This window comes from Neorhizobium sp. PAMB6716 (assembly GCF_058242805.1).
Genome location: NZ_CM177835.1, coordinates 2677250 through 2696418 on the forward strand (window position 1 = coordinate 2677250; position 19169 = coordinate 2696418).

Annotated in this window: 16 protein-coding genes; 8 read left to right on the top strand and 8 right to left on the bottom strand. The window is 58.2% G+C overall.

Translation table 11 applies throughout. From position 1 onward, the window contains the following. Positions 1–15 precede the first annotated feature (15 nt). A complete protein-coding gene (locus AC4CWH_RS13105) occupies positions 16–1569 on the top strand; it encodes an HWE histidine kinase domain-containing protein (RefSeq protein ID WP_491319092.1) in 1554 nt (517 codons plus the stop codon). Between the two features lie 208 nt (positions 1570–1777). On the opposite strand, the gene ligM is transcribed toward AC4CWH_RS13105, so the two are convergent. The 4 genes from ligM to AC4CWH_RS13125 form a co-directional block, all read right to left on the bottom strand. After that, entirely contained in the window at positions 1778–3190 is a 1413-nt protein-coding gene (ligM, locus tag AC4CWH_RS13110; protein WP_491319093.1) for a vanillate/3-O-methylgallate O-demethylase, read from the bottom strand. Between the two features lie 255 nt (positions 3191–3445). Then, on the bottom strand, positions 3446–4180 hold the full coding sequence (locus AC4CWH_RS13115; protein ID WP_491282501.1) for a GntR family transcriptional regulator: 735 nt from the start codon (positions 4178–4180) through the stop codon (positions 3446–3448). Between the two features lie 146 nt (positions 4181–4326). Then, positions 4327–5175, bottom strand: coding sequence for a formyltetrahydrofolate deformylase (purU, locus tag AC4CWH_RS13120; protein WP_491319094.1), 849 nt, complete (start codon positions 5173–5175; stop codon positions 4327–4329). Positions 5176–5265: 90 nt separating this feature from the next. Beyond that, positions 5266–6237, bottom strand: coding sequence for a VOC family protein (locus AC4CWH_RS13125; RefSeq protein ID WP_491319095.1), 972 nt, complete (start codon positions 6235–6237; stop codon positions 5266–5268). A gap of 359 nt (positions 6238–6596) precedes the next feature. Between AC4CWH_RS13125 and AC4CWH_RS13130 the strand changes: the two genes are divergently transcribed. Continuing rightward, positions 6597–7496 carry a methylenetetrahydrofolate reductase gene (locus tag AC4CWH_RS13130; RefSeq protein ID WP_491319096.1) on the top strand — a complete coding sequence of 300 codons (900 nt, stop codon included), beginning with the start codon at positions 6597–6599 and terminating at the stop codon, positions 7494–7496. A gap of 113 nt (positions 7497–7609) precedes the next feature. Here the strand turns inward: AC4CWH_RS13130 and AC4CWH_RS13135 are convergent, their stop codons facing one another. Continuing rightward, entirely contained in the window at positions 7610–8140 is a 531-nt protein-coding gene (locus AC4CWH_RS13135) for a DUF992 domain-containing protein (protein ID WP_491282505.1), read from the bottom strand. 561 nt (positions 8141–8701) lie between these two features. Here AC4CWH_RS13135 and AC4CWH_RS13140 point away from each other — a divergent pair. From AC4CWH_RS13140 to AC4CWH_RS13150, 3 genes are all read left to right on the top strand, one after another. Further along, complete coding sequence (locus tag AC4CWH_RS13140) at positions 8702–9352, top strand: sugar transferase (RefSeq protein WP_491319097.1); 651 nt, start codon at positions 8702–8704, stop codon at positions 9350–9352. 258 nt (positions 9353–9610) lie between these two features. Beyond that, the gene (locus AC4CWH_RS13145; protein WP_491319098.1) at positions 9611–11044 is read left to right on the top strand and encodes a mannose-1-phosphate guanylyltransferase/mannose-6-phosphate isomerase; all 1434 of its coding nucleotides are present in this window, start codon (positions 9611–9613) and stop codon (positions 11042–11044) included. A 121-nt stretch (positions 11045–11165) separates the two neighbouring features. Continuing rightward, on the top strand, positions 11166–12470 hold the full coding sequence (locus AC4CWH_RS13150) for a UDP-glucose dehydrogenase family protein (protein WP_491282508.1): 1305 nt from the start codon (positions 11166–11168) through the stop codon (positions 12468–12470). 102 nt (positions 12471–12572) lie between these two features. Here the strand turns inward: AC4CWH_RS13150 and AC4CWH_RS13155 are convergent, their stop codons facing one another. The 3 genes from AC4CWH_RS13155 to AC4CWH_RS13165 all read right to left on the bottom strand — a co-directional run bounded on the left by AC4CWH_RS13155 (position 12573) and on the right by AC4CWH_RS13165 (position 15224). Further along, complete coding sequence (locus AC4CWH_RS13155) at positions 12573–13352, bottom strand: metallophosphoesterase family protein (RefSeq protein WP_491321430.1); 780 nt, start codon at positions 13350–13352, stop codon at positions 12573–12575. 221 nt (positions 13353–13573) lie between these two features. Then, complete coding sequence (locus tag AC4CWH_RS13160; RefSeq protein ID WP_491319099.1) at positions 13574–14416, bottom strand: DUF6030 family protein; 843 nt, start codon at positions 14414–14416, stop codon at positions 13574–13576. Positions 14417–14627: 211 nt separating this feature from the next. After that, entirely contained in the window at positions 14628–15224 is a 597-nt protein-coding gene (locus AC4CWH_RS13165) for a transglutaminase-like cysteine peptidase (RefSeq protein WP_491319100.1), read from the bottom strand. Between the two features lie 283 nt (positions 15225–15507). Here AC4CWH_RS13165 and AC4CWH_RS13170 point away from each other — a divergent pair, with 283 nt between their 5' ends. The 3 genes from AC4CWH_RS13170 to AC4CWH_RS13180 all read left to right on the top strand — a co-directional run bounded on the left by AC4CWH_RS13170 (position 15508) and on the right by AC4CWH_RS13180 (position 19144). Further along, positions 15508–16971, top strand: coding sequence for an O-antigen ligase family protein (locus tag AC4CWH_RS13170; protein ID WP_491319101.1), 1464 nt, complete (start codon positions 15508–15510; stop codon positions 16969–16971). 141 nt (positions 16972–17112) lie between these two features. Next, positions 17113–18288 carry a polysaccharide biosynthesis/export family protein gene (locus tag AC4CWH_RS13175; protein WP_491282512.1) on the top strand — a complete coding sequence of 392 codons (1176 nt, stop codon included), beginning with the start codon at positions 17113–17115 and terminating at the stop codon, positions 18286–18288. Positions 18289–18349: 61 nt separating this feature from the next. After that, positions 18350–19144 (top strand): hypothetical protein, encoded by a 795-nt coding sequence (locus AC4CWH_RS13180; protein ID WP_491319102.1) that lies wholly within the window; start codon positions 18350–18352, stop codon positions 19142–19144. Positions 19145–19169 lie beyond the last annotated feature (25 nt).

The window sequence follows — 19169 nt, forward strand, 5'->3', positions numbered from 1 at the left end:
CCAACGGAGACCGAGATGAGTTCTACTGTGGCGGAGACGGCGGCCAATCCTGTAGCGCCGAGTGATTACGATGCGGCCCCGGTTGGCCTGTGTGTCATCAGCAGCGATCTACGATTTATCCGTGTCAATGAAACGATGGCTTCCTTTAACGGTCATGCCGCTGAAGAACACGTTGGGCGTGCAGTATCCGACGTCGTCCCTGAGTTCGAACCAGCGGCGCGCCGGATCATGAAGACGTTGATAAGCACCGGAGAACCTGTGGGGCCGTTTGAAGTTGCGGGTGAGGCTGCAGCCGACCCCGCAGAACAGCGGTTCTGGATGGAGATGTGGTCGCCGCTGACGGATGACCAGGGGCAGGTCGTTGCGGCAAGTGTCGCCGCCTTTGAAATCACGCAACGCAAACGGCTGGAACGTGAGATCGAGCAGGCATTGGCGGAGACAAAAAGGCGTCTCAAGCAGCAGACCGCGATTGCCGAAACGGGCCAGCTGGCATTCCGCGATGTTGGCTTTCAGACGATACTGGAAAGGGCTGTCGCAGCTGCCGCTGATGGCTTGGACGTTCCGCTGACGAAGATCCTTGCGTTCGAGGATTCGGCAGAGAAACTCAAGCTGGTTGCCGGGATAGGGTGGCAAGAGGGCCTTGTGGGTGTCGCGACCGTTGGCACGGAGCGGGAATCCCAGGCGGGTTATACTCTCAAGTCCGGCGAACTGGTCGTTGTTGAGGATCTTGCAACGGAGACGCGGTTTTCGGGACCGGACCTGCTCAAGGCGCATGGTGTTGTCAGTGGAATGAGCGTGACAATCGCCGGCGCTGATGGCCGCGCCTACGGCGTCTTTGGCATTCACGCCAGGCAACATCAAGCCTTCGACCAGGGCGACGCAAATTTCCTCCTGTCGCTCGCCGTGATCATATCCAACGCGGTCCGCCAGGAAAATGCAAAGGCGCAAAGTACGTTGTTGATCCGCGAAATGTCCCACCGCGCCGGCAATATGCTGCAACTCGTCAGTTCAATCGCAACCCAGACATTCCGTCACTCCAGCGATCCAGACAAGGCGCGCGCGGCTTTCAATCAAAGACTGTCGTCTCTCGCCCGCACAAACCATGCAATCTCGCAGCAAGGCTGGACCAACACGCGGTTCAAGAAAGTGGCCGAAGAGACCCTTTTGCCGTTCGCGGACAAAATTCGGATGGCAGGAAACGATGTTCTGCTGCCAGCAGAGCTGAGCTTCGACCTTGGCCTGGTACTGAACGAATTGTGCGCCAATTCCATAAAATACGGCAGCTTGGCGCAAGAAGAGGGCGTTCTGACCCTGGAGTGGCGCACCATCACCTCTCCGGACGGCTCCCGATTTGTCGTGCAGTGGATTGACCCTGTTTCATCGGCGGATGTCTCTTCCGAGGCGCTGGCGGGCGGGTTCGGTTCAAAGCTCATCAAGCAGCTTGTGGAAAGAAAATGGCAGGGCGAGCTTTCTGTCTCACAAACCGATCAATACCACATGCGGATCAGCATCCCTTTGCCTCAGTCACACGCGGAGAGCACAGACGCATCAAACGCGCATCCCGGCTGATCGGAAGAGGTTTTTTGCGTCGCATGGTCGGCGTCACGGCATTTGCGGCTGGGGCGGGTCCATTTTCCCGAACCTTCAAGCCGGATCTTGTCTGCGCCTTTCGCGCTCCCGCCGTCGCGGCTTCATCCTCCCAAATCCCCTGCCCGCAACCCCACACAAAAACGGCGCCCCTTGGGCGCCGTTCGTTGATGGGGCGTTTGATGATCGCTTAGCCGGCGCGCTTGGTGCGCCAGCTGTCGGCGTAGCTTTCGCGGGCCTGGGCGGCGTAAGGGGTGGGGGAAACGCGCACACGGATATGGGCCTGCTTGTGCGGTTCAGCGGAGGTTTTTGCGGTGCCGCCATCGGGTTCGCCCCAGACCAGCGTCAGGATTTCGCCTTCCTTCACATCGGCATCGACAATGCCGAGCGAGAGCATGCTGCGCTCGTTGTAGGAATAACCGTTGAACATCGACATGCCCACCTTCTTGCCGTCGCGCAGGATGAGATCGGCGCTGGAGGAGGCATAGTTCGGCTGCGGGAAATCGATCCACTTGTAGTGGTCTTCACCCGGACGGAAGGCCGACGCGATGACCTCAACCACGTCTTCGGCGTTCCACTCGAAGGTGACCTTCTTGCGGTTGTTGGCGCCCTTCATCTTTTCGAGCGCCGCCTTGCCGATGAAGTCGTCCTTTTTCCAGCCGATGTAGAAGTCGTAACCCAGCTCGAACGGGTTGACGTAATAGTCCTCGATATTATCGGAGACGAAGCTGCCGCCGATCGAGCCCATGGCCTCATAGCTGTCGGCGCCGAGCCAGTCGCGATAGGCGGCGAGCATGCCGTCGCCGGTATAGATGCCCGGCAGCGGTGACGGGATCCATCCCGATTCCAGCGTGTTGGTGGAATAGGCGCGGCTGCCGCAGCGCACGAGATCGACGCCGGCATCCTTGGCCGCTTCGAGGATGCAGGAGAGGATGTAGCTCTTGTCCTCGTAAGGCCCCCAGATTTCCAACCCCGGCGCGCCGGACATGCCGTGGCGCAGCGCCTGCACCTTCTTGGAGCCGACATTGATCCAGTCGACATGGAAGAACTTGATGTCGGGAATCGGCCCGCCATTCATCTTTTCAAAGATCTTCGGCGCGTCCGGCCCCTGGATCTGGTAGCGGTAATGGGTGCGCAGGACGCGCTCGCCCTCGGGGCGCGACGGCGAGCGCGGATCGTGCTTGATGCGCACGTTCCACTGCCCATAAGCGGCGCAGAACATCAGCCAGTTGGAGGTCGGCGCACGCCCGACGAGGATGAACTTGTCCTCGCGCTCGCGAAAGATGATGTGGTCGCCGATGACATGGCCGTTCGGCGTGACCGGCACGAAATGCTTGGCACGGTTGAGGCCGAAATTCGAAAACGCGTTGATGCCGTGATGGCTGAGGAATTTTTCCGCCTCCGGCCCTTCGACGATCAACTCGTCCATATGGTGCGACTGGTCAAACAGCACGGCGGAATTGCGCCAGGCGGCCTGTTCGCTGCGCCAGTTGGTAAACTCCGGCGTCACAACCGGGTATACATACATGCCCGTGCGGGAATTGCGCAAAAGCTCCACCGCATTGCGTGAACCTTTAAGAACGCTGCTCAAACTCGATGCCATATCCGGGTCTCCTCCCATGGTGATGATATCTATGTATACACAGAACGACGGGTGAGGAAATTTTGCAAGCCTAAAAATCGCCGTGCGGGAAGATTTGGTTTTATGCGGAGGCATCGTTTCAAACGCGCCGAATGGCAGCGCCTGACCGTGCATTGAAGCCGCTGGCAGGGTATTTCATCAAAAAACGGCCTGGACTGCCGTCAAGCGGCTCAAAATCCGGATCAGCGCCGAATTCATGGCGGCGGGGAAAATGGCCTAGCTCTGCACCAGCGCCAGCACTTTCACCTTGTCGAACAGCTGCGGCTCTTCATGCAAAATGTATTCAAGATTGTTGCGGGCCGTGCGGGCATGTTCGCGCGCGATGGCCTCGGCGCGGCTGCCCTCGCGCTGCTCCACGGCGCGGATCAGCGCCCGGTGCTGTTCCTGCGCGGTGCGCAGCGAACGACGGAAGGTTGCGATATTGGAACGATCCGGCAGAAAGGCAGAGGGCGAGGCAAAGGGTAGTGCACTTGCCCGCTCCACCTCGCGGCGAATGACGTCGCTACCGGCGAGGCCGGCCATCTGCCGGTGAAAGATGGCGTTGAGATCGGCGTATACGTCGAAATTCACGTCATCCGGCATGTCGCCGAAACAGCCGTCCAGCTGGGCCAGCGTCTGCTTGATGTCGGCAAGCAGGGCCGGTTCCACGCCGCGTTCGGCCGCAAGCCGCGCTGCCATGCCTTCCATCACACCACGCACCTCGATGGAATCGACCACATCGGCCAGCCCGAAACGGCGCACGATAAAACCGCCGCTCGGCAGGCGATCCAGCAGACCTTCCTCGGCCAGCCTTGACAGTGCCTCGCGCACCGGCGTGCGGGAAATTTCCAGAAGCTCGGCAAGCGGCACCTCGAACAGGCGCGTTCCACCAGCGATCTCGCCGCTGAGGATCCGCTCGCGAAGTTCGATCACCGCGCGCCTGCCATGTGTTGCCGCTTCCACCTGCTTCATCAACGATCAGCCCCTGCCCCATTCACAGGCCACGCCTGCATTCCTGTATCCATATCACGTGCAAAAAAGGAATGACAATCAACGGCTGAGGCCGTGGGGCCCTGCTGCACAGCATGGCCTGTATACAGGGATGCAGACGCTGCAGCCTATTTCGCAAACACCACCGTCTTGTGCTTGTTGATCAGCACGCGATCCTCCATATGGAAGGAGACGGCCCGGGCCAGCACGCGCCGCTCGATATCGCGGCCCTTTCGCACCAGGTCGTCAGGCGTATCGGCATGGCTGACCGGTTCCACATCCTGGCAGATGATCGGCCCTTCATCGAGATCACCGGTGACATAATGGGCGGTGGCGCCGATCATCTTGACGCCGCGCGTATGCGCCTGATGATAGGGTTTTGCGCCCTTGAAGCCCGGTAGGAAACTGTGGTGGATATTGATGCAGCGGCCGGACAGGAAACCGGAAAACTCATCCGAGAGGATCTGCATGTAGCGCGCGAGAACCACCAGTTCGGCGCCGGTCTCTTCCACCAGACGGCGGATGGCAGCCTCCTGCTGCGCCTTGTTCTCCTTTGTCACCGGCAGGTGGTGATAAGGAATAGTGCCGAGCAGCGTGAGGTTCAGCGCCTCGCGCGGATGGTTGCCGACAATGGCGACCGGATCGAGCGCCAGTTCGCCGATCCGCGTGCGATACAGAAGATCCCCCAGGCAATGGTCGAATTTCGAGACCATCAGCAGCACCTTGCGCTTCTCACCGGCCGGACGCAGCGTGATATCGAGCCCGAAACCGGCAATTTCGGCCTGAAGGGCTACGCGCACCGCATCAGGGGAGGCTTCCATGCGAAAGGCCACGCGCATGAAGAACATGCCGGTTTCGGGATCATCAAACTGTTGCGCCTCGGTGATATCACCACCATGCGCGGCAAGTTTTGCCGCAACGGCTGCCACGATGCCGCTGCGATTGTCACACCGCAGCGTCAGGATGTAATCGCTCATCAATTTTCCTCCGGAACGGCGGATGCCACCGCTCATCATGCAAAATTCAGCCCGTCAAACAGCCTGCGCATGGCGCTGTGCGCCATGGCATCACGCCTTTGCTGCTGGCTGAGGACTAACCGGCGGGGTGCCGTGGGTGTGAAAGGTCTCGATGGTTTTCAGGCCCCAGGCCTGGCCCTTCTTACGTTCGGTCTCCGTCCACGTCACGGTCGGCCAGTCCGGCCGCAGAATGAGGCGCGCCCCGGCATTGGCAAGCTCCACCCGGTTGCCGGCGGGCTCCCAGACATAAAGAAAGAACGTGCCCTGGATGGCGTGTTTGTGTGGGCCCGTTTCGATATGCACGCCGTTTTCGAGAAAGATGTCGGCGGCGCGCAAGATATCCTCGCGCTGATCCACCGCATAGGTGACATGATGGAATCGGCCGGTGGCGCCGGTGTGATCCTCCGAATAGGCGATGTCATAGGTCTTGTTGTTGACAGTGAACCAGCAGCCGCCGAGCCGGCCATTGTCGAGCAGGATCTGTTCCGTCACCCGGCTGCCAAGTGCTTCCACCATGAAATCGCGGATCTTGCTGACGTCCTTTGCCAGAAGGTTTAGGTGATCGAGCCGGCGCGGCGAAGCACCGCGCCCATGATAACGCTGGGCAATGTTCTTCAGCGCCGGCTTTTCGGCAGGCGGCGCCTCATAGACGCGCGTCTCCCAGTACAGTTCAAAGATGTGATCATCGGGATCACGGAACCGGTAGGCGCGGCCATGGCCCTCGTCACCGTCCACCCATCCGATGCCGCAGCCCATGGCCTCGATAACCGCAACCCGCCGCTCCAGTGCCGCCTGCGAACTGGTGCGGTAGGCGACATGGCCGATGCCCGTCGTGTGGTGGCGGGTGAGCTTCAGCGTGTGAAACTCGTAATCGTCGAATGCCCTCAGATAGGCGGTGTCCTCATCGGAAAATGTCGCCGTCAGGCCATAAACCCGCGTGAAAAAAGCGAGGCTTTCCTCGAAACGGTCGGTATAAAGCTCGACATGACCGAGATGCGCGACATCAAAACAGGGTTCGCTCATGACCGGCGCCCTCCCCCGACCTGTCGCGACACCGCGCGCAAAAACAGCGCCTGTCCAAAAACTGCATTCATAACCGTCCCTCCCAAGACACTATGCATGCACCGCACCCTCACGTTAGAAAACGCGGGCGCGATTGCAAGGAAGGTGCCACGGCACCCTGCCTTTCAACGCCAAGACTGCCAGAAGCCGGCAAGGACCGCAAGTTATGAATACATGGATTTCCATGCAGCCGCGGAAATCGTCTTTCCTGACGTTCAAAAACGCCGAAACGCCGGATTTTATCGGCCGAAACTGAATCTTGATTTACGACCCCGTAATTTCATGTATACATTTGTCTCCGGGAGTTAGGGAGGATGAGGATGGATATGCGCATCAACCAGCAGGACCGGACCACGGAGGAAAGTGCTGTCCGTTCGCCGCGCCTCCTCGATCAATGGTCAATCGAGGTCATGCCGCGCACGGCGGCAAAAATCGCCGATTTCAGGACGCTTCTGCCGGAGCGTACCCGCGTCTACATCGCCCATATCGAGGGCACGTCGGTGGAGGACATGGTCGCGACCGCAAAACGGCTTCAACGCGAGGGTTTTCCCGTGATGCCGCATATCCCGGCACGCTCCATCGAAAACCGGGCCGCCCTTGAGGATCTGCTCAACCGCTATCGCAGCGAGGCCGATGTGCGCCAGGCGCTGCTTCTGGCAGGCGGCAATTCAAGCCCGCGCGGTAGTTTTGAAAGCTCGCTCCACCTGATCGAGACCGGCCTGTTCGACGCCATGGGTTTTACCGACCTGCACATGGCCGGCCACCCGGAAGGCAACCGCGACATCGACCGCGACGGCTCCACCACCGTCATAGACCGGTCGCTCGTAACCAAGCAGGATTACGCCAACCGTACCGATGCCCGCATGGCCATCACCACGCAATTTGCGTTCGATGCGGCTGGCGTGACGGCTTGGGCGGAACGCATTGCAGCGCTTGGCGTGACGCTGCCGATCCATGTGGGCATTGCCGGGCCGGCAAAAATCCAGACCCTGATCAAATATGCCATCTCCTGCGGCGTCGGCCCCTCGCTGAAAGTCCTGCAGAAGCGAGCGATGGACGTGACCCGCCTGCTCGTTCCCTATGAACCGACCGAACTGGTGGCAGCACTGGAACGATACAAGCGCGAAAATCCTGGAAGTCTGATCGAGCGCATCCATGTCTTCCCGCTCGGCGGCATCGAGCCGGCCGCAAACTGGTGTAAGCGCGAAAGCCGCAGCTGACACCACCCGCCCCCCTCGGATCACGGCGCCCCGCGGAAAACTGAGCAAGAAAAACGGCAGGCAAATGATACGCCTGCCGTCGTCATTATATCGATGTATAGTTCAGGCGCCGATCAGGACGCGGGCGTCAGCGTAACCGACGTGCCGGTTGCCGCGACATTGAGGCCGAGCTGTCCGGTCACGCTGACCGTCTGAAGATGGATCGAGCCCGAGGTGCCGCCAACGAGGATATTGGCACCAACGCCTGCCACCACGGTCGCTTCCGCCGTAATGCCCTGGTAAAGGCCGGCAAGCGAACCCGGATGATAACCGGCAGTCGGCGCAAAAACAGCCCAGATCAGGCGGCTCTTGGTGGTGAAGCCGAGATCGACACCCATCTTGCGGATCGTGCCAGTATACTGCTCGACAGGTTCACCGCCCATTGTCGAGGTAAAGGCGCAGGTCGCAGCCTTGGCAGACCCGATGACGTAACCGACGCCGCCTTCGATGGCGCAATCGAGATAACCGATCCGCACACCGCCGCGCTGACCTTCGGAATATTCCGGCACACGATCCTGATAACGCACGGCATCAGCCGCCAGCGCAGCACCTGCACCCTGCAATACGGTAACGGCAGCCAAAGCCGCAGCAACACTCTTATTCATCCCTGTACTCCAATCATCTTGTTCTTGGCCTTCGGGCAGCTTTGCCACCCGACGACACATGACGCTTAAACGCATGTGTTCCACGATTGATCCCACCGCATGGCAAAAAGAGGGCCGCAAAGACGCATCGAGGGATGCAACGGCCTGCGAGCAGACTTATCCAGCTATCACGGCAGCAGTGCCGAAGGCCTGAAAGGCTGACAGACGCGCCCCATCAAGCACGCCGGAGGCTGACACCCAGAGCCGGTCCAGCGACTTGAATCTGTCATGGATTTTCCAACGCGTATATTATGCTTACATAATTCCTTCAACCAAATCTCTTCTGAAAATCCCTGTACCGGATTCGCCACACATCTCGATTTGCTTTGGAATATGTTTTACGATCCATTAAATAAATAGGTGACACTGATTATGATCCGGAATATGAAGTATTGAATTCAGCTGTTTATTTGCTTTTCAATATTGAGTGGGGTGGTTTCAGTGGCGGCGACTGATATGCACAAGGAAGAACCTCTTGTGGCTTTTGACCACGTGGCTTCGCTTTGGTCTTATCCAGGTGATGTGTCTGAACAAGGCCGGTTTGAAAACAGGTCTGCGGTCAGCAAGGCCCTTCATCTGTCCCTGAAGAGGTGCCTTGATATTGCAGCTTCTCTGGCTGCGCTCATCGTGCTGGCGCCATTGCTGCTTCTGGTAGCGCTGATCATCCGCCTGGAAAGCAAGGGTCCAGTTCTTTTCAAGCAGACGCGCTGGGGTCAGGGTTGCAAGCCGATCCGGGTTTACAAGTTCCGCTCCATGTATACGGACCGCTGCGATCCGAGCGGCGTAAACCAGACGGTGAAGGACGATCCGCGCATCACCCGCATGGGCCGCATCATTCGCCGCACCAATATTGACGAGCTTCCGCAATTGCTGAACGTGCTGAAGGGCGAAATGTCTCTGGTCGGCCCTCGTTGCCATGCCATCGGCATGCTGGCGGCAGGCGTGCCTTACGAGGAACTCGTACGGCAATACCATCGCCGTCACCTTCTGAAACCCGGCATTACTGGTCTTGCGCAGATGCGCGGCCTACGCGGACCGACCGACCGTCCCTCCAAGGCACGTGCCCGGATTGCCTGCGACCTCTATTATGTCGAAAACTTTTCCATATGGCTCGACCTGAAAATCATTATCGGCACCATCCGTTCCGAGTTGTCCGGCGGACAGGGTTTCTGACGAGGCCTCTCGCCAGAGAGCCCTTGCATTGTGGCGCAACATCTTTCATCACGCACCAACAGGATTGCCCAGCAGTGCGGTCATAATTGCTCTTTGGCCGCAATTCTTGACGACACAGCGGAGCTGCTCGGCATGGAATATGTTTACGGTGTCGCCGCTCAGGACTTGCGGCGGCCGAGGCAATAAGCCAATTCTGCTGCCGCTCCAGGTCTGGCCGTGCGGCCAGGTCAGATCGACATATCATTGCCGGAGATCGACATGAGCCAGAAAATCATTCCCGTCATCATGGCTGGCGGAAAGGGAACGCGGTTGTGGCCCCTGTCGCGCTCAAGTGCGCCCAAGCAATTCATCAAGGTGACCGGCGACAAGACGCTTTTCCAGTTGACGCTGGAGCGGGTGGCAGACCGCGACATCTATGAAGCCCCTGTTGTCATCACCAACCAGGACTTTCGTTTTCTGGTGGCGGAGCAGGCCCGTGAAGCGGGACTGGAACTGTCGGGCATCCTTCTGGAGCCGGTGGCGCGCAACACCGCGCCGGCTATCGCTGCGGCTTGCGCTTTCCTCGGCGAGCGGTTCGGCTCGGAGGCCGTCCTGCAGCTTCTCGCGTCCGATCACGAAATCGACGCAGGCGCGGACTATCTGGATGCCATCCGGCTTGCCCACCGGACAGCACTTTCGGGCAAGGTCGTGACGTTCGGCATCACACCGACGGAGCCTGCAACCGGATATGGCTATATCGAAGCAGGCGAAAGCCTGGAAACGGGCGCTCGTGCCGTCAAGCGTTTTGTCGAGAAGCCGGCGCTTGAACGCGCCGAGGAAATGCTTGCCGCGGGCGGATTCTACTGGAATTCCGGTATCTTCATGTGCCGGGTTGATCTCCTGCTTGGCGAACTCCAGCAATTTGCCCCCAAGGTTGCCGAAGCTGCCCTTGCCGCTGTCGAAAACGCCCATCGCGACCTGGATTTCATCCGCCTCGACCCCAAGAGTTTTTCGGCAAGCCCGGATATTTCCATCGATTATGCCGTCATGGAGAAGACCGCGAACGCAGCTGTCGTTCCCTCGAAGTTCGCATGGTCGGACCTGGGAAGCTGGGATGCCGTGTGGAAACTCGGCGAAAAGGATGCCGGCGGCAATGTCGTGCTGGGCAATGCAACTGTGATCAACACCGAAAATTCGTTGATCATTTCGCGCTCCAGCCATCTTGCCGTACAGGGCCTGAAGGATGTTGCCGTTATTGCCAGTGAAGATGCGGTCTATATTGGCAGGCTGGAGGATAGCCAGGAGGTCGGCAAGCTGGTGAAGCAACTGGCATCGGCTGCCACGACATCCGCATTGACGGAAACGCATCCGACCTCCTATCGCCCCTGGGGTGGCTATACGTCGCTGCTCAACGGCGAACGCTTTCAGGTCAAGCGGTTATTCGTCCTGCCGGGCAAGAAGCTGTCGCTGCAGCGCCACCATCACCGCGCCGAACACTGGGTCTGCGTCAAGGGTGTCGCCGAAGTCACTGTCGGCAGCGAAGTGAAACTCCTGCGCGAGAACGAGTCTGTTTACATTCCGCAAGGCGAGTTGCATCGGCTTCACAACCCCGGCAAGATCCTGCTGGAAATGGTGGAAGTACAGAGTGGATCTTATCTCGGCGAGGATGATATCGTGCGCATCGAGGACGAATTCGGACGCGACAAGGCCTAAGCCTCCGCAGGCTCACGAGGATTGCATCACAAGCACTTTCAATCGACCCTGAATTATCATTGCCGGCGTTGCGAGACGACCGAGACAATTCCGGGAAATCCGTCTTGATGAGGAATAGTATATGCGAATAGTCATGGTTGGTTCAGGCTATGTCGGCCTGGTATCGGGCGCGTGTTTTGCCGATTTCGGCCACGAGGTCGTCTGCGTCGACAAGGCCGAGGAAAAGATCACCGCGCTGAACAAGGGCGTGATGCCGATCTATGAGCCGGGCCTCGATCTGCTGGTGGGCAACAACGCCTCCTCTGGTCGCCTGTCGTTTACGACGGATCTCGGCCCGGCGGTCGAAGCGGCGGATGTGGTGTTCATCGCTGTGGGCACCCCTTCGAGACGCGGCGACGGTCATGCCGATCTGAGCTACGTCTATGCGGCGGCCGCGGAAATTGCCCAGTCGATCAAGGGCTTCACCGTCGTAGTCACCAAGTCAACCGTGCCTGTGGGCACGGGCGACGAGGTCGAGCGGATCATTCGCGAGACCAACCCTACCGCTGATTTTGCCGTCGTCTCCAACCCGGAATTCCTGCGGGAAGGTGCCGCCATCGATGACTTCAAGCGTCCAGACCGCATCGTCATCGGCCTGTCCGACGAGCGAGCCCGCAGCGTGATGACGGAAGTCTACCGGCCGCTTTACCTCAATCAGTCGCCGCTGGTCTTTACCGGCCGTCGCACGTCCGAACTGATCAAATATGCGGCAAACGCGTTCCTTGCCATGAAGATCACCTTCATCAACGAAGTGGCCGATCTTTGCGAAAAGGTTGGCGCGGATGTGCAGGACGTGTCGCGCGGCATCGGCCTTGATGGGCGTATCGGTGCAAAATTCCTGCATGCGGGGCCGGGTTACGGCGGTTCCTGCTTCCCCAAGGACACGCTGGCTTTGGTGAAGACCGCGCAGGACCATGACAGCCCCGTTCGTCTGATCGAAACGACGATTGCCATCAACGACAATCGCAAGCGTGCCATGGGACGCCGCGTGATCAATGCTCTCGGCGGCGACGTCCGCGGCAAGAAGATTGCGCTGCTCGGCCTGACGTTCAAGCCGAACACGGATGACATGCGCGACAGCCCCGCCATTGCCATTGCCCAGACATTGCAGGATTCCGGCGCTATCGTCTCCGGTTATGATCCGGAAGGTATTGAGAACGCTCGCCAGTTGCTCAATATCGACTTTGCCTCCGGCCCTTACCAGGCAGCCGAAGGTGCGTCTGCCCTGGTGCTGGTGACGGAATGGAACGAGTTCCGTGCGCTGGATCTGGCGCGACTGAAATCGACCATGGACACACCTGTTTTCGTCGACTTGCGCAATGTCTACCGCGCGCCCGAAGTGGAAGCACACGGCTTCACCTACCACGGCGTCGGCAAGGCCGATTGATCTGGTCGCAGCGCCGTGGTCTTTCAAACACGGCGCTGCACCGGCTAAAACCACGATCACCGCCAGGGCGCAAAGGAGCGCCCTGGCGACCCAAGCAATTGATTATTCGATCAGGCTCGTTTCGCCCTGAAACAGCTTTAGAACCGACAGCCGGCCCGTTGCATAGGCACAGGTGTCGATGCCGATACGGCTAATGCCGAATTCCGGCTCCATGACCGGCGTGTGACCGTGAACGACGATCAGCGGCTGCTCCGGCCCGCGTGAGATAAACGGTTCGCGGATCCACAGAAGATCCTCATCACTCTGCTCCTCAAGGGCAAGACCGGGCCTTATCCCCGCGTGAACGAACAGATGGTCCCCAAGCCGAAGCGTGGTGGGCATGTTGCGCAGGAAATCGATATGAAAGGCCGGAACGGATTCATCCAGAAGCCGCTTCAGTGCCACCATGTCGATCCTGTCGCGCTTCTGGATAAGTTCGATATCGATGCCATAGGACATCAATGTTTCGCGCCCGCCGAACTCCAGCCATGTCGGCACGGACCGAGGGTCCTCGATGAACTTCAGGAACATCTCGTCATGATTGCCGCACAGGGCCAGCCGGCGCAGGCCACGCGCGCTCGGTTTTGCCAGATGGGCGAGAACCGCAGACGAGTCCGGCCCACGGTCGACATAATCCCCCAGCAAAACGACAAGGCCCGGCAGGTTGCTTGCAGCCATATCGGCGGCGATCCGCGCCTCTGCATCTTGTAGTTCCTTCAGGCAACCGTGGACATCTCCGATAGCATAGACCGCGTAGCCTGGAGATCTGTGACCGAGATCGATCCGCGAACGAGAACTGATAGGCCTTGCAACGTCTCCACGCGCATTCAGCCAATCCACCATTTTACGAACGAAATTCAAACGTCACCTGCTATCCAATCCCAAGTCAGACTTTTCCTCGACGTCCATCGCCACCTGTTTTAGCAGAACAGCGATCAACTTTGGCAGTTCTTATGCAGCCATCTCCCAACTTGGCGCTTCAGAAGCGATTGAAACCAGAGAAGCAAGCCAACGGCAACCATTTGCTCCACCGCAAACATGTCATTTTCATCGCCTGCTGCATATCATAGCCCTTGCCCGAGCCGCCCGGACTTTGACGAGAGCACGCCGGGTTTCTCGACATTACCACCTGCTCGAAACCGGAGGGCCGAAAGTGGCGGCGGCGCATAGGCCCGAAGCCCGCCGCGCTGCGCCAGCAGATTAAAGCGGCTGGGATCGCTGAATTCGGGACGAAAGCTTAGTCTCTGGGTCCCCATGTAATAATAGAATGGCTGCCAGTCTCTTATTTTCGTGTCGAGAGCGGCGAAAATTTCCTCACTCAGCGCAAGGGATTGCAGCGCCTTCCTCAACATCTGCAAGCCCTCGCTGGCAATTTCGGTGCCGTCCGACCCTGACTTGCTGAACTTGGCGCGCCACGCAACGATATCTCCGTGTGCATCGCCACGGATCTGGAGGAATATCGACGGGGCTTCCGGCTCCTCAGACGCTTTCCAGAACATGACACATTGCCATATGCCATCATTTTCCGTGGTAAACTGCGGCGGTTCCTGAGCCGTAACAGCAAGGTCAAGGCATCGCTGATCCGGCAATTGAAACGGCACGATCATGTCATGCACCAATCCAGCCGGCGGGCGAAATGGCCATAATCTTGCTGACCTCACTCCCGTTTTGGGCAGATCCCGCTTCGGCGCATCGGCTGTTCTTGTCGAGTAATCGATCCCGAGACGATGCATCACAATTTTGAGATTTCGCCCATCATTGGCAAGGAGAACGACAGCAAGCGTGACGCCAATCACCAGGCTCAACCAGATGGCGAGGCCGCGGCGCTTGGGCGGCCGCGGCGGAAGAACCGAAGCTTCTTGGCTGCTGCCATCGGACATATCAAACAGACATTCAATCGGAAACACCACAGGTGTTCTTCAGGTGTATCAGCATTGATCGATGGTCAAGTCAAACCTTCATCATCTGCAAAAAACCCGACTATATCTATCAGATCAAGCGTGCCTGTCGTTCGATGCGAAGGACAGGCACTTTTCTGACAGTCCTGAGCCGGATCCTGATCGAATTCGCGCTGTAACACCGGAGGCACGGCCAAAGCGGCATTGCCCTCTATGCCGCTCAACCGTTATTGGTAAGGTCATTCCAGAACAGGGGATTTGTATCCGACTGGATTTTCAGCCAGCGGAGGTCTGTGTCGCGCCAGTTGCGAATATCGTTGCTGCGGTTATCGAGCACAAGATCACCGCTATCGGTGCTGACAACCAGAACCGCATGACCATTGTTATTGGGTGTCACGGTCACGGCAACGCGCAGCTTGTTCGCTGGCCATCCGAGCTTTACCAGCCTGCTGCGTTTGGTGAGCACGTAATCCTCACAGTCACCTCTTTGGACATTGATGCTCCACTCGTCGTGTCCAGCAACGTCATTTTCTGGCTTGATGTCCCGGTTGACCTGGAAGTTGACCCGCCTCAGCTCGCGGAGCAGCAAGGGCGTCAGCACCAAAGTATCGGCGCGATTGTCGTCCCGACATTCTTCACCATGCGCGACGCAGAAGCTGACAAATGCATAGGGAGCAAGCGTTGGCTTTGTCGCTGGAATGCGCAGGGATCCTTTGGGCGCAGGAGCGGCCAATCCGGCGGGGCCGACTGCCCAAGAGGGAGACACGTTTCCCGCAAAGATAACGGCAGCAAAGGCTGCCAGCATAAGCTTCTTCATCGCCAGACCTCGTTGCAAAGAGATGCAAACCTGCGTCTGCACCTCGTGCCACCGTTCTAAGCGGGGAAAAATGATGGGCGCTTAAGTGGAAAGTTCAAATTTTAGACGTGACGCATTTTATGGTGCTGTACCGCTTGAGCCCGCCTCGCGGGATTTAGGCTGAAAAGTGGCTGAAAAGCAGCATTTAGTATTTTGATGCAGTGTTATTTATGCTAGCAGAAATATCGCGTTCACTTATATTCTGCACAGGCAGGCCAGTGGCAGGTTGAAGAGAGCATTGGCGATGCAGCAGAATCTTCCAAAGAAACGTGCGACGCCCTCGGCCGAGAGCACCGATTACAGCATCGTGGCCCGTTGGCTGCGAAACCTTTCCATCGGTTTGTTTCTATCGTCGCTCTGCACGGTTTATCTGTCGCATGGAGGTGTTTATCCGGAAGCCTTGACCATCAGCACCCTGCTGATGTCGCTTTGTCTCGTGATTGCCTATTTCACTCTTGGCATTGCCGCCCCCACCCGTACGTTTTTTCTGATCGTTCTATCGATCTGGGCATCGGTGGTGGTCTGGACCATAATGCAGTCGATGCCGCTGCCCGCAGGGATCCCAGGCAATGCCGCATGGCGAGTTCTCCAGGAGGCGGGAATTGCGGCATCGCACTCCATATCGCCTGCGCCAGCCGACACACTTTGGGCCCTCGGCCCGATCAGCCTGCCAGCTATGGCGTTGTTGTGTGTCCTGCTGCTTTTTCGGCAGGAGGGGGAAATCGACCGTGCCATAACGGTTTTTTGTGCGGCGGGCGGCTTGATGGCGGCCTTCTCACTTATCCAATTCGTTGCATTTCCCAAGTCATTGATGCTTGCCGAAAAGCAGTACTACCTGGGCTCTCTTACCGCTCCCTTCGTCAACCGCAATACGGCCGCCACCTTCTACGGCGTCACGCTTGTCGCGATGATTTCCCGTTTCAGGGGCATAAAGGTCCGGCTGATACCCGGTAGCGACGTCTTTTATCGACGCGACGGGTGGACGCCAATCAATGCAGCCCTGTGGCTTCTACTCGGACTCATCACGCTTTCGGCTCTCGTGCTGACACAATCACGCGGGGGTGTCCTGGCAACCGCTCTGGCTCTCATATGCCAGATCGGTGCCAGCGCCTTCTTTCGATTCCAGATGCCTTCCGGTGGCACCCTCCCGACGGTTCGCGCACCAGCCTCCTGGCGGCGCGTCCTTCAAGCGGCGGCTCTTGCCGCCTTATCGGTTCTGGTCATCGGCTTTTTCGCCGGCCGAGTTCTGTTGAGAGCGCAAGTGCAGGGGCTGGAAGACGGGCGCCTTTGCGTCATGCCGGGCATACTGTCCGCGATCCGGGACCATGCCCTCGTTGGCATCGGCAGCGGCGCATTTCCGGCTGTCTTTCCGGCCTACCGGGATGCCGCCTGCGGTCTTGCCGGTTACTGGCCGATGGCCCACAATTTCTATCTGGACGGAATCCTGGCCTTAGGGCTGCCGTTTGTGTTGCTGGCGGTATTTTTCTTGGCGACGATAACCTTTTCATTCTGGACTGGAATCAACCGCCGCCGCAGCAAGCGGCTTATAGTTGTCGGGGCAGCATCCGCGACTATTCTTGTCTTGATACACTCAGCCACGGATTTTTCGATGCAGATACCGGGCTTTTCAGTATGGTGGGTTTTGTTTATAGGACTTTCGATCGCCGTGAGCTATGGTCGCAGAACGACGGTTAAAATGAAAAATTAACCAAATTTTGTTGTTTATTTGCTACATGCCTATTCAAGTTACCTGTAAAATAGTGCGCCGCAATAAAAACTTCTGGCGCGACTGGAATATCCGATATTTAGTATAAACAACCTCTCAATGACGCGGTGGGAAATAATGGGGATGATGGTAAATCGTATTTTATCGATTGCAATGGCGGGTTTGCTTGCAAGCTGCACGTCGTTGCCCCGGTCAGGGCCGGACCAGCGTGTGGTTGGCACCAACGCTTCGGTAACGGTGGGCACTGGCGACCAGAAGGTCGGCATTGATTATGCTCTCGTGGATATCAACAAGGCGGTTCTCGATCACATCTCAACCGCCGCTGAAGGTAGTCTTCGCGGAGGCTTTGGGGCGTCTCGCGACGGCGTCCCGGATATTGTGCTTGGCGTTGGTGACGTCGTGCAGGTGTCTGTTTTTGAAGCCCAGGCTGGCGGCTTGTTCATTCCGGCCGATGCCGGAGCAAGGCCCGGCAATTACATCACCCTGCCAAGCCAGACCGTCGATCGCCAGGGAAACTTGACAGTTCCATACGCTGGCACCGTTCGTGCCGCCGGAAAGCCTGTCCATGACGTGCAGATCGAAATTGCCAGCCGATTGGCCAATCGCGCCATTGAGCCACAGGTCGTAATCTCCGTAAGCGAAAGCCGCTCGATGGAGGCTTCTGTCCTCGGCGACGTGAATTCGCCGAAGAAGATCACGCTCAGTCCTGCGGGCGAGCGTGTGCTGGATGTCATCTCGGAAGCCGGCGGCCTCAGCGCCCCAGCCGCTGAGACGTCCATCTCGCTTCAGCGCCGTGGCAGGCAGGCCGAAGTTGCCTATAATACACTGGCGCGTAATTCCGCCGAAAACATCTATGTTCAGCCCGGCGACACTATTCTCGTACGGCGCGAGAAAAGGACATTTCTCGCATTTGGTGTTACCGGCCAGAGTGGAAGCTTTGATTTCGAAGATTCAAACCTGATGCTGGGTGATGGGCTTGCCAAGGCAGGCGGATTGCTGGATGACAAGGCAGAACCGCAATCCGTTCTTCTGTATCGCACCGTCAACAAGAGTTTTCTGACTAAACTTGGTGTTGATACGGCCCGCTTCAAATCCGAAGAAGTTCCGGTGATCTTCCGGGCAAACCTCAGAGATCCCTCAGGTTTCTTCGCAGTGCAGAAATTTCCCATGCAGAATAAAGATGTGCTATACGTGTCCACGTCTGACGCTGTCGAGTTGACCAAGTTCCTGACAATTTTGAACTCTGCTACGTCTTCAGTGTCCAATATCGTCGATACGCGTGACAACATTCGCAATTAACGCAAAAACCAATTGGCTCTAGCCAGAGGCAATTGAAGTTTTATAGTCAACCAGGCTGCTGATGGATGTATTCTTCAGTATCCGGATACGTTCGAAGAGGATCGCTCTCATGGGCACTATATTGAAGAAATCTCAGATCATCGTTTCCGGCCTGGCGATGTTGATTGCTGGAAATGCAACTGCACAGACTCCAGCACAGCAGCCGGCGCCGGCTCAGCAACAGGCGCCGGCGCCACAACAGGCTCCGGTAGCGCCGGCTTCTGCCGAACAGCTGGCGGCGTTCCTGGCCAATCCGCAGAGCATTCTGACCCTGCCGGAGGAGGAACTCGCAGCGCTCGTTGCATCCCTCTTGCTTGCAGCGACGGCAGAGGCAAAATTAACCGAAACCCTGACTGCACTTCAGGCGGCGGCGCTTACCGCAAGCCCAGCGCAAGCAGCAGCGTTGGTAACGGGCACAAATTTGGCGACCGCAGTATTGGCCGCCAATCAAAATCAGGCCGCCGTAGCCCAGATTCAGGTTGCCGTTGCCTCCAGCACGCAGTTGGCATCGGCTGCTGCGCAGGTCAATGCGGCTACCGAGACGCAGACGGCTGAAACTCCAACAGCGGCCCCGGCTCCTGGCGCCATTGCGGGAGCGGACACTGCGGCCGCAGGTGGTCTCACTGGCACACTCGGTGGTGATGCGGCCGGGGGGCAGACGGGCGGCGGCGGACAGACGGCGTCGACCACGACAACGACAAGCAGCGGATCCGGTACGTTTTCCGGTGCAGGCGGAGGAAGCTCGTCGGGCAGCAACAACAATGGTGGCAACAATGGTGGTGGCGGGACCTCCGTAAGCCCGACCACCAACGGATAATACATCAACTTTCTTCATGATTAGG

Coding starts and splice junctions, on each gene's coding strand:
- AC4CWH_RS13170 (WP_491319101.1), top strand. CDS start 15,508: ATGCAGCAGAATCTTCCAAAGAAACGTGCGACGCCCTCGGCCGAGAGC.
- AC4CWH_RS13150 (WP_491282508.1), top strand. CDS start 11,166: ATGCGAATAGTCATGGTTGGTTCAGGCTATGTCGGCCTGGTATCGGGC.
- AC4CWH_RS13145 (WP_491319098.1), top strand. CDS start 9,611: ATGAGCCAGAAAATCATTCCCGTCATCATGGCTGGCGGAAAGGGAACG.
- AC4CWH_RS13135 (WP_491282505.1), bottom strand. CDS start 8,140: ATGAATAAGAGTGTTGCTGCGGCTTTGGCTGCCGTTACCGTATTGCAG.
- purU (WP_491319094.1), bottom strand. CDS start 5,175: ATGAGCGATTACATCCTGACGCTGCGGTGTGACAATCGCAGCGGCATC.
- AC4CWH_RS13175 (WP_491282512.1), top strand. CDS start 17,113: ATGATGGTAAATCGTATTTTATCGATTGCAATGGCGGGTTTGCTTGCA.
- AC4CWH_RS13115 (WP_491282501.1), bottom strand. CDS start 4,180: ATGAAGCAGGTGGAAGCGGCAACACATGGCAGGCGCGCGGTGATCGAA.
- ligM (WP_491319093.1), bottom strand. CDS start 3,190: ATGGCATCGAGTTTGAGCAGCGTTCTTAAAGGTTCACGCAATGCGGTG.
- AC4CWH_RS13125 (WP_491319095.1), bottom strand. CDS start 6,237: ATGAGCGAACCCTGTTTTGATGTCGCGCATCTCGGTCATGTCGAGCTT.
- AC4CWH_RS13155 (WP_491321430.1), bottom strand. CDS start 13,352: ATGGTGGATTGGCTGAATGCGCGTGGAGACGTTGCAAGGCCTATCAGT.
- AC4CWH_RS13180 (WP_491319102.1), top strand. CDS start 18,350: ATGGATGTATTCTTCAGTATCCGGATACGTTCGAAGAGGATCGCTCTC.
- AC4CWH_RS13130 (WP_491319096.1), top strand. CDS start 6,597: ATGGATATGCGCATCAACCAGCAGGACCGGACCACGGAGGAAAGTGCT.
- AC4CWH_RS13165 (WP_491319100.1), bottom strand. CDS start 15,224: ATGAAGAAGCTTATGCTGGCAGCCTTTGCTGCCGTTATCTTTGCGGGA.
- AC4CWH_RS13105 (WP_491319092.1), top strand. CDS start 16: ATGAGTTCTACTGTGGCGGAGACGGCGGCCAATCCTGTAGCGCCGAGT.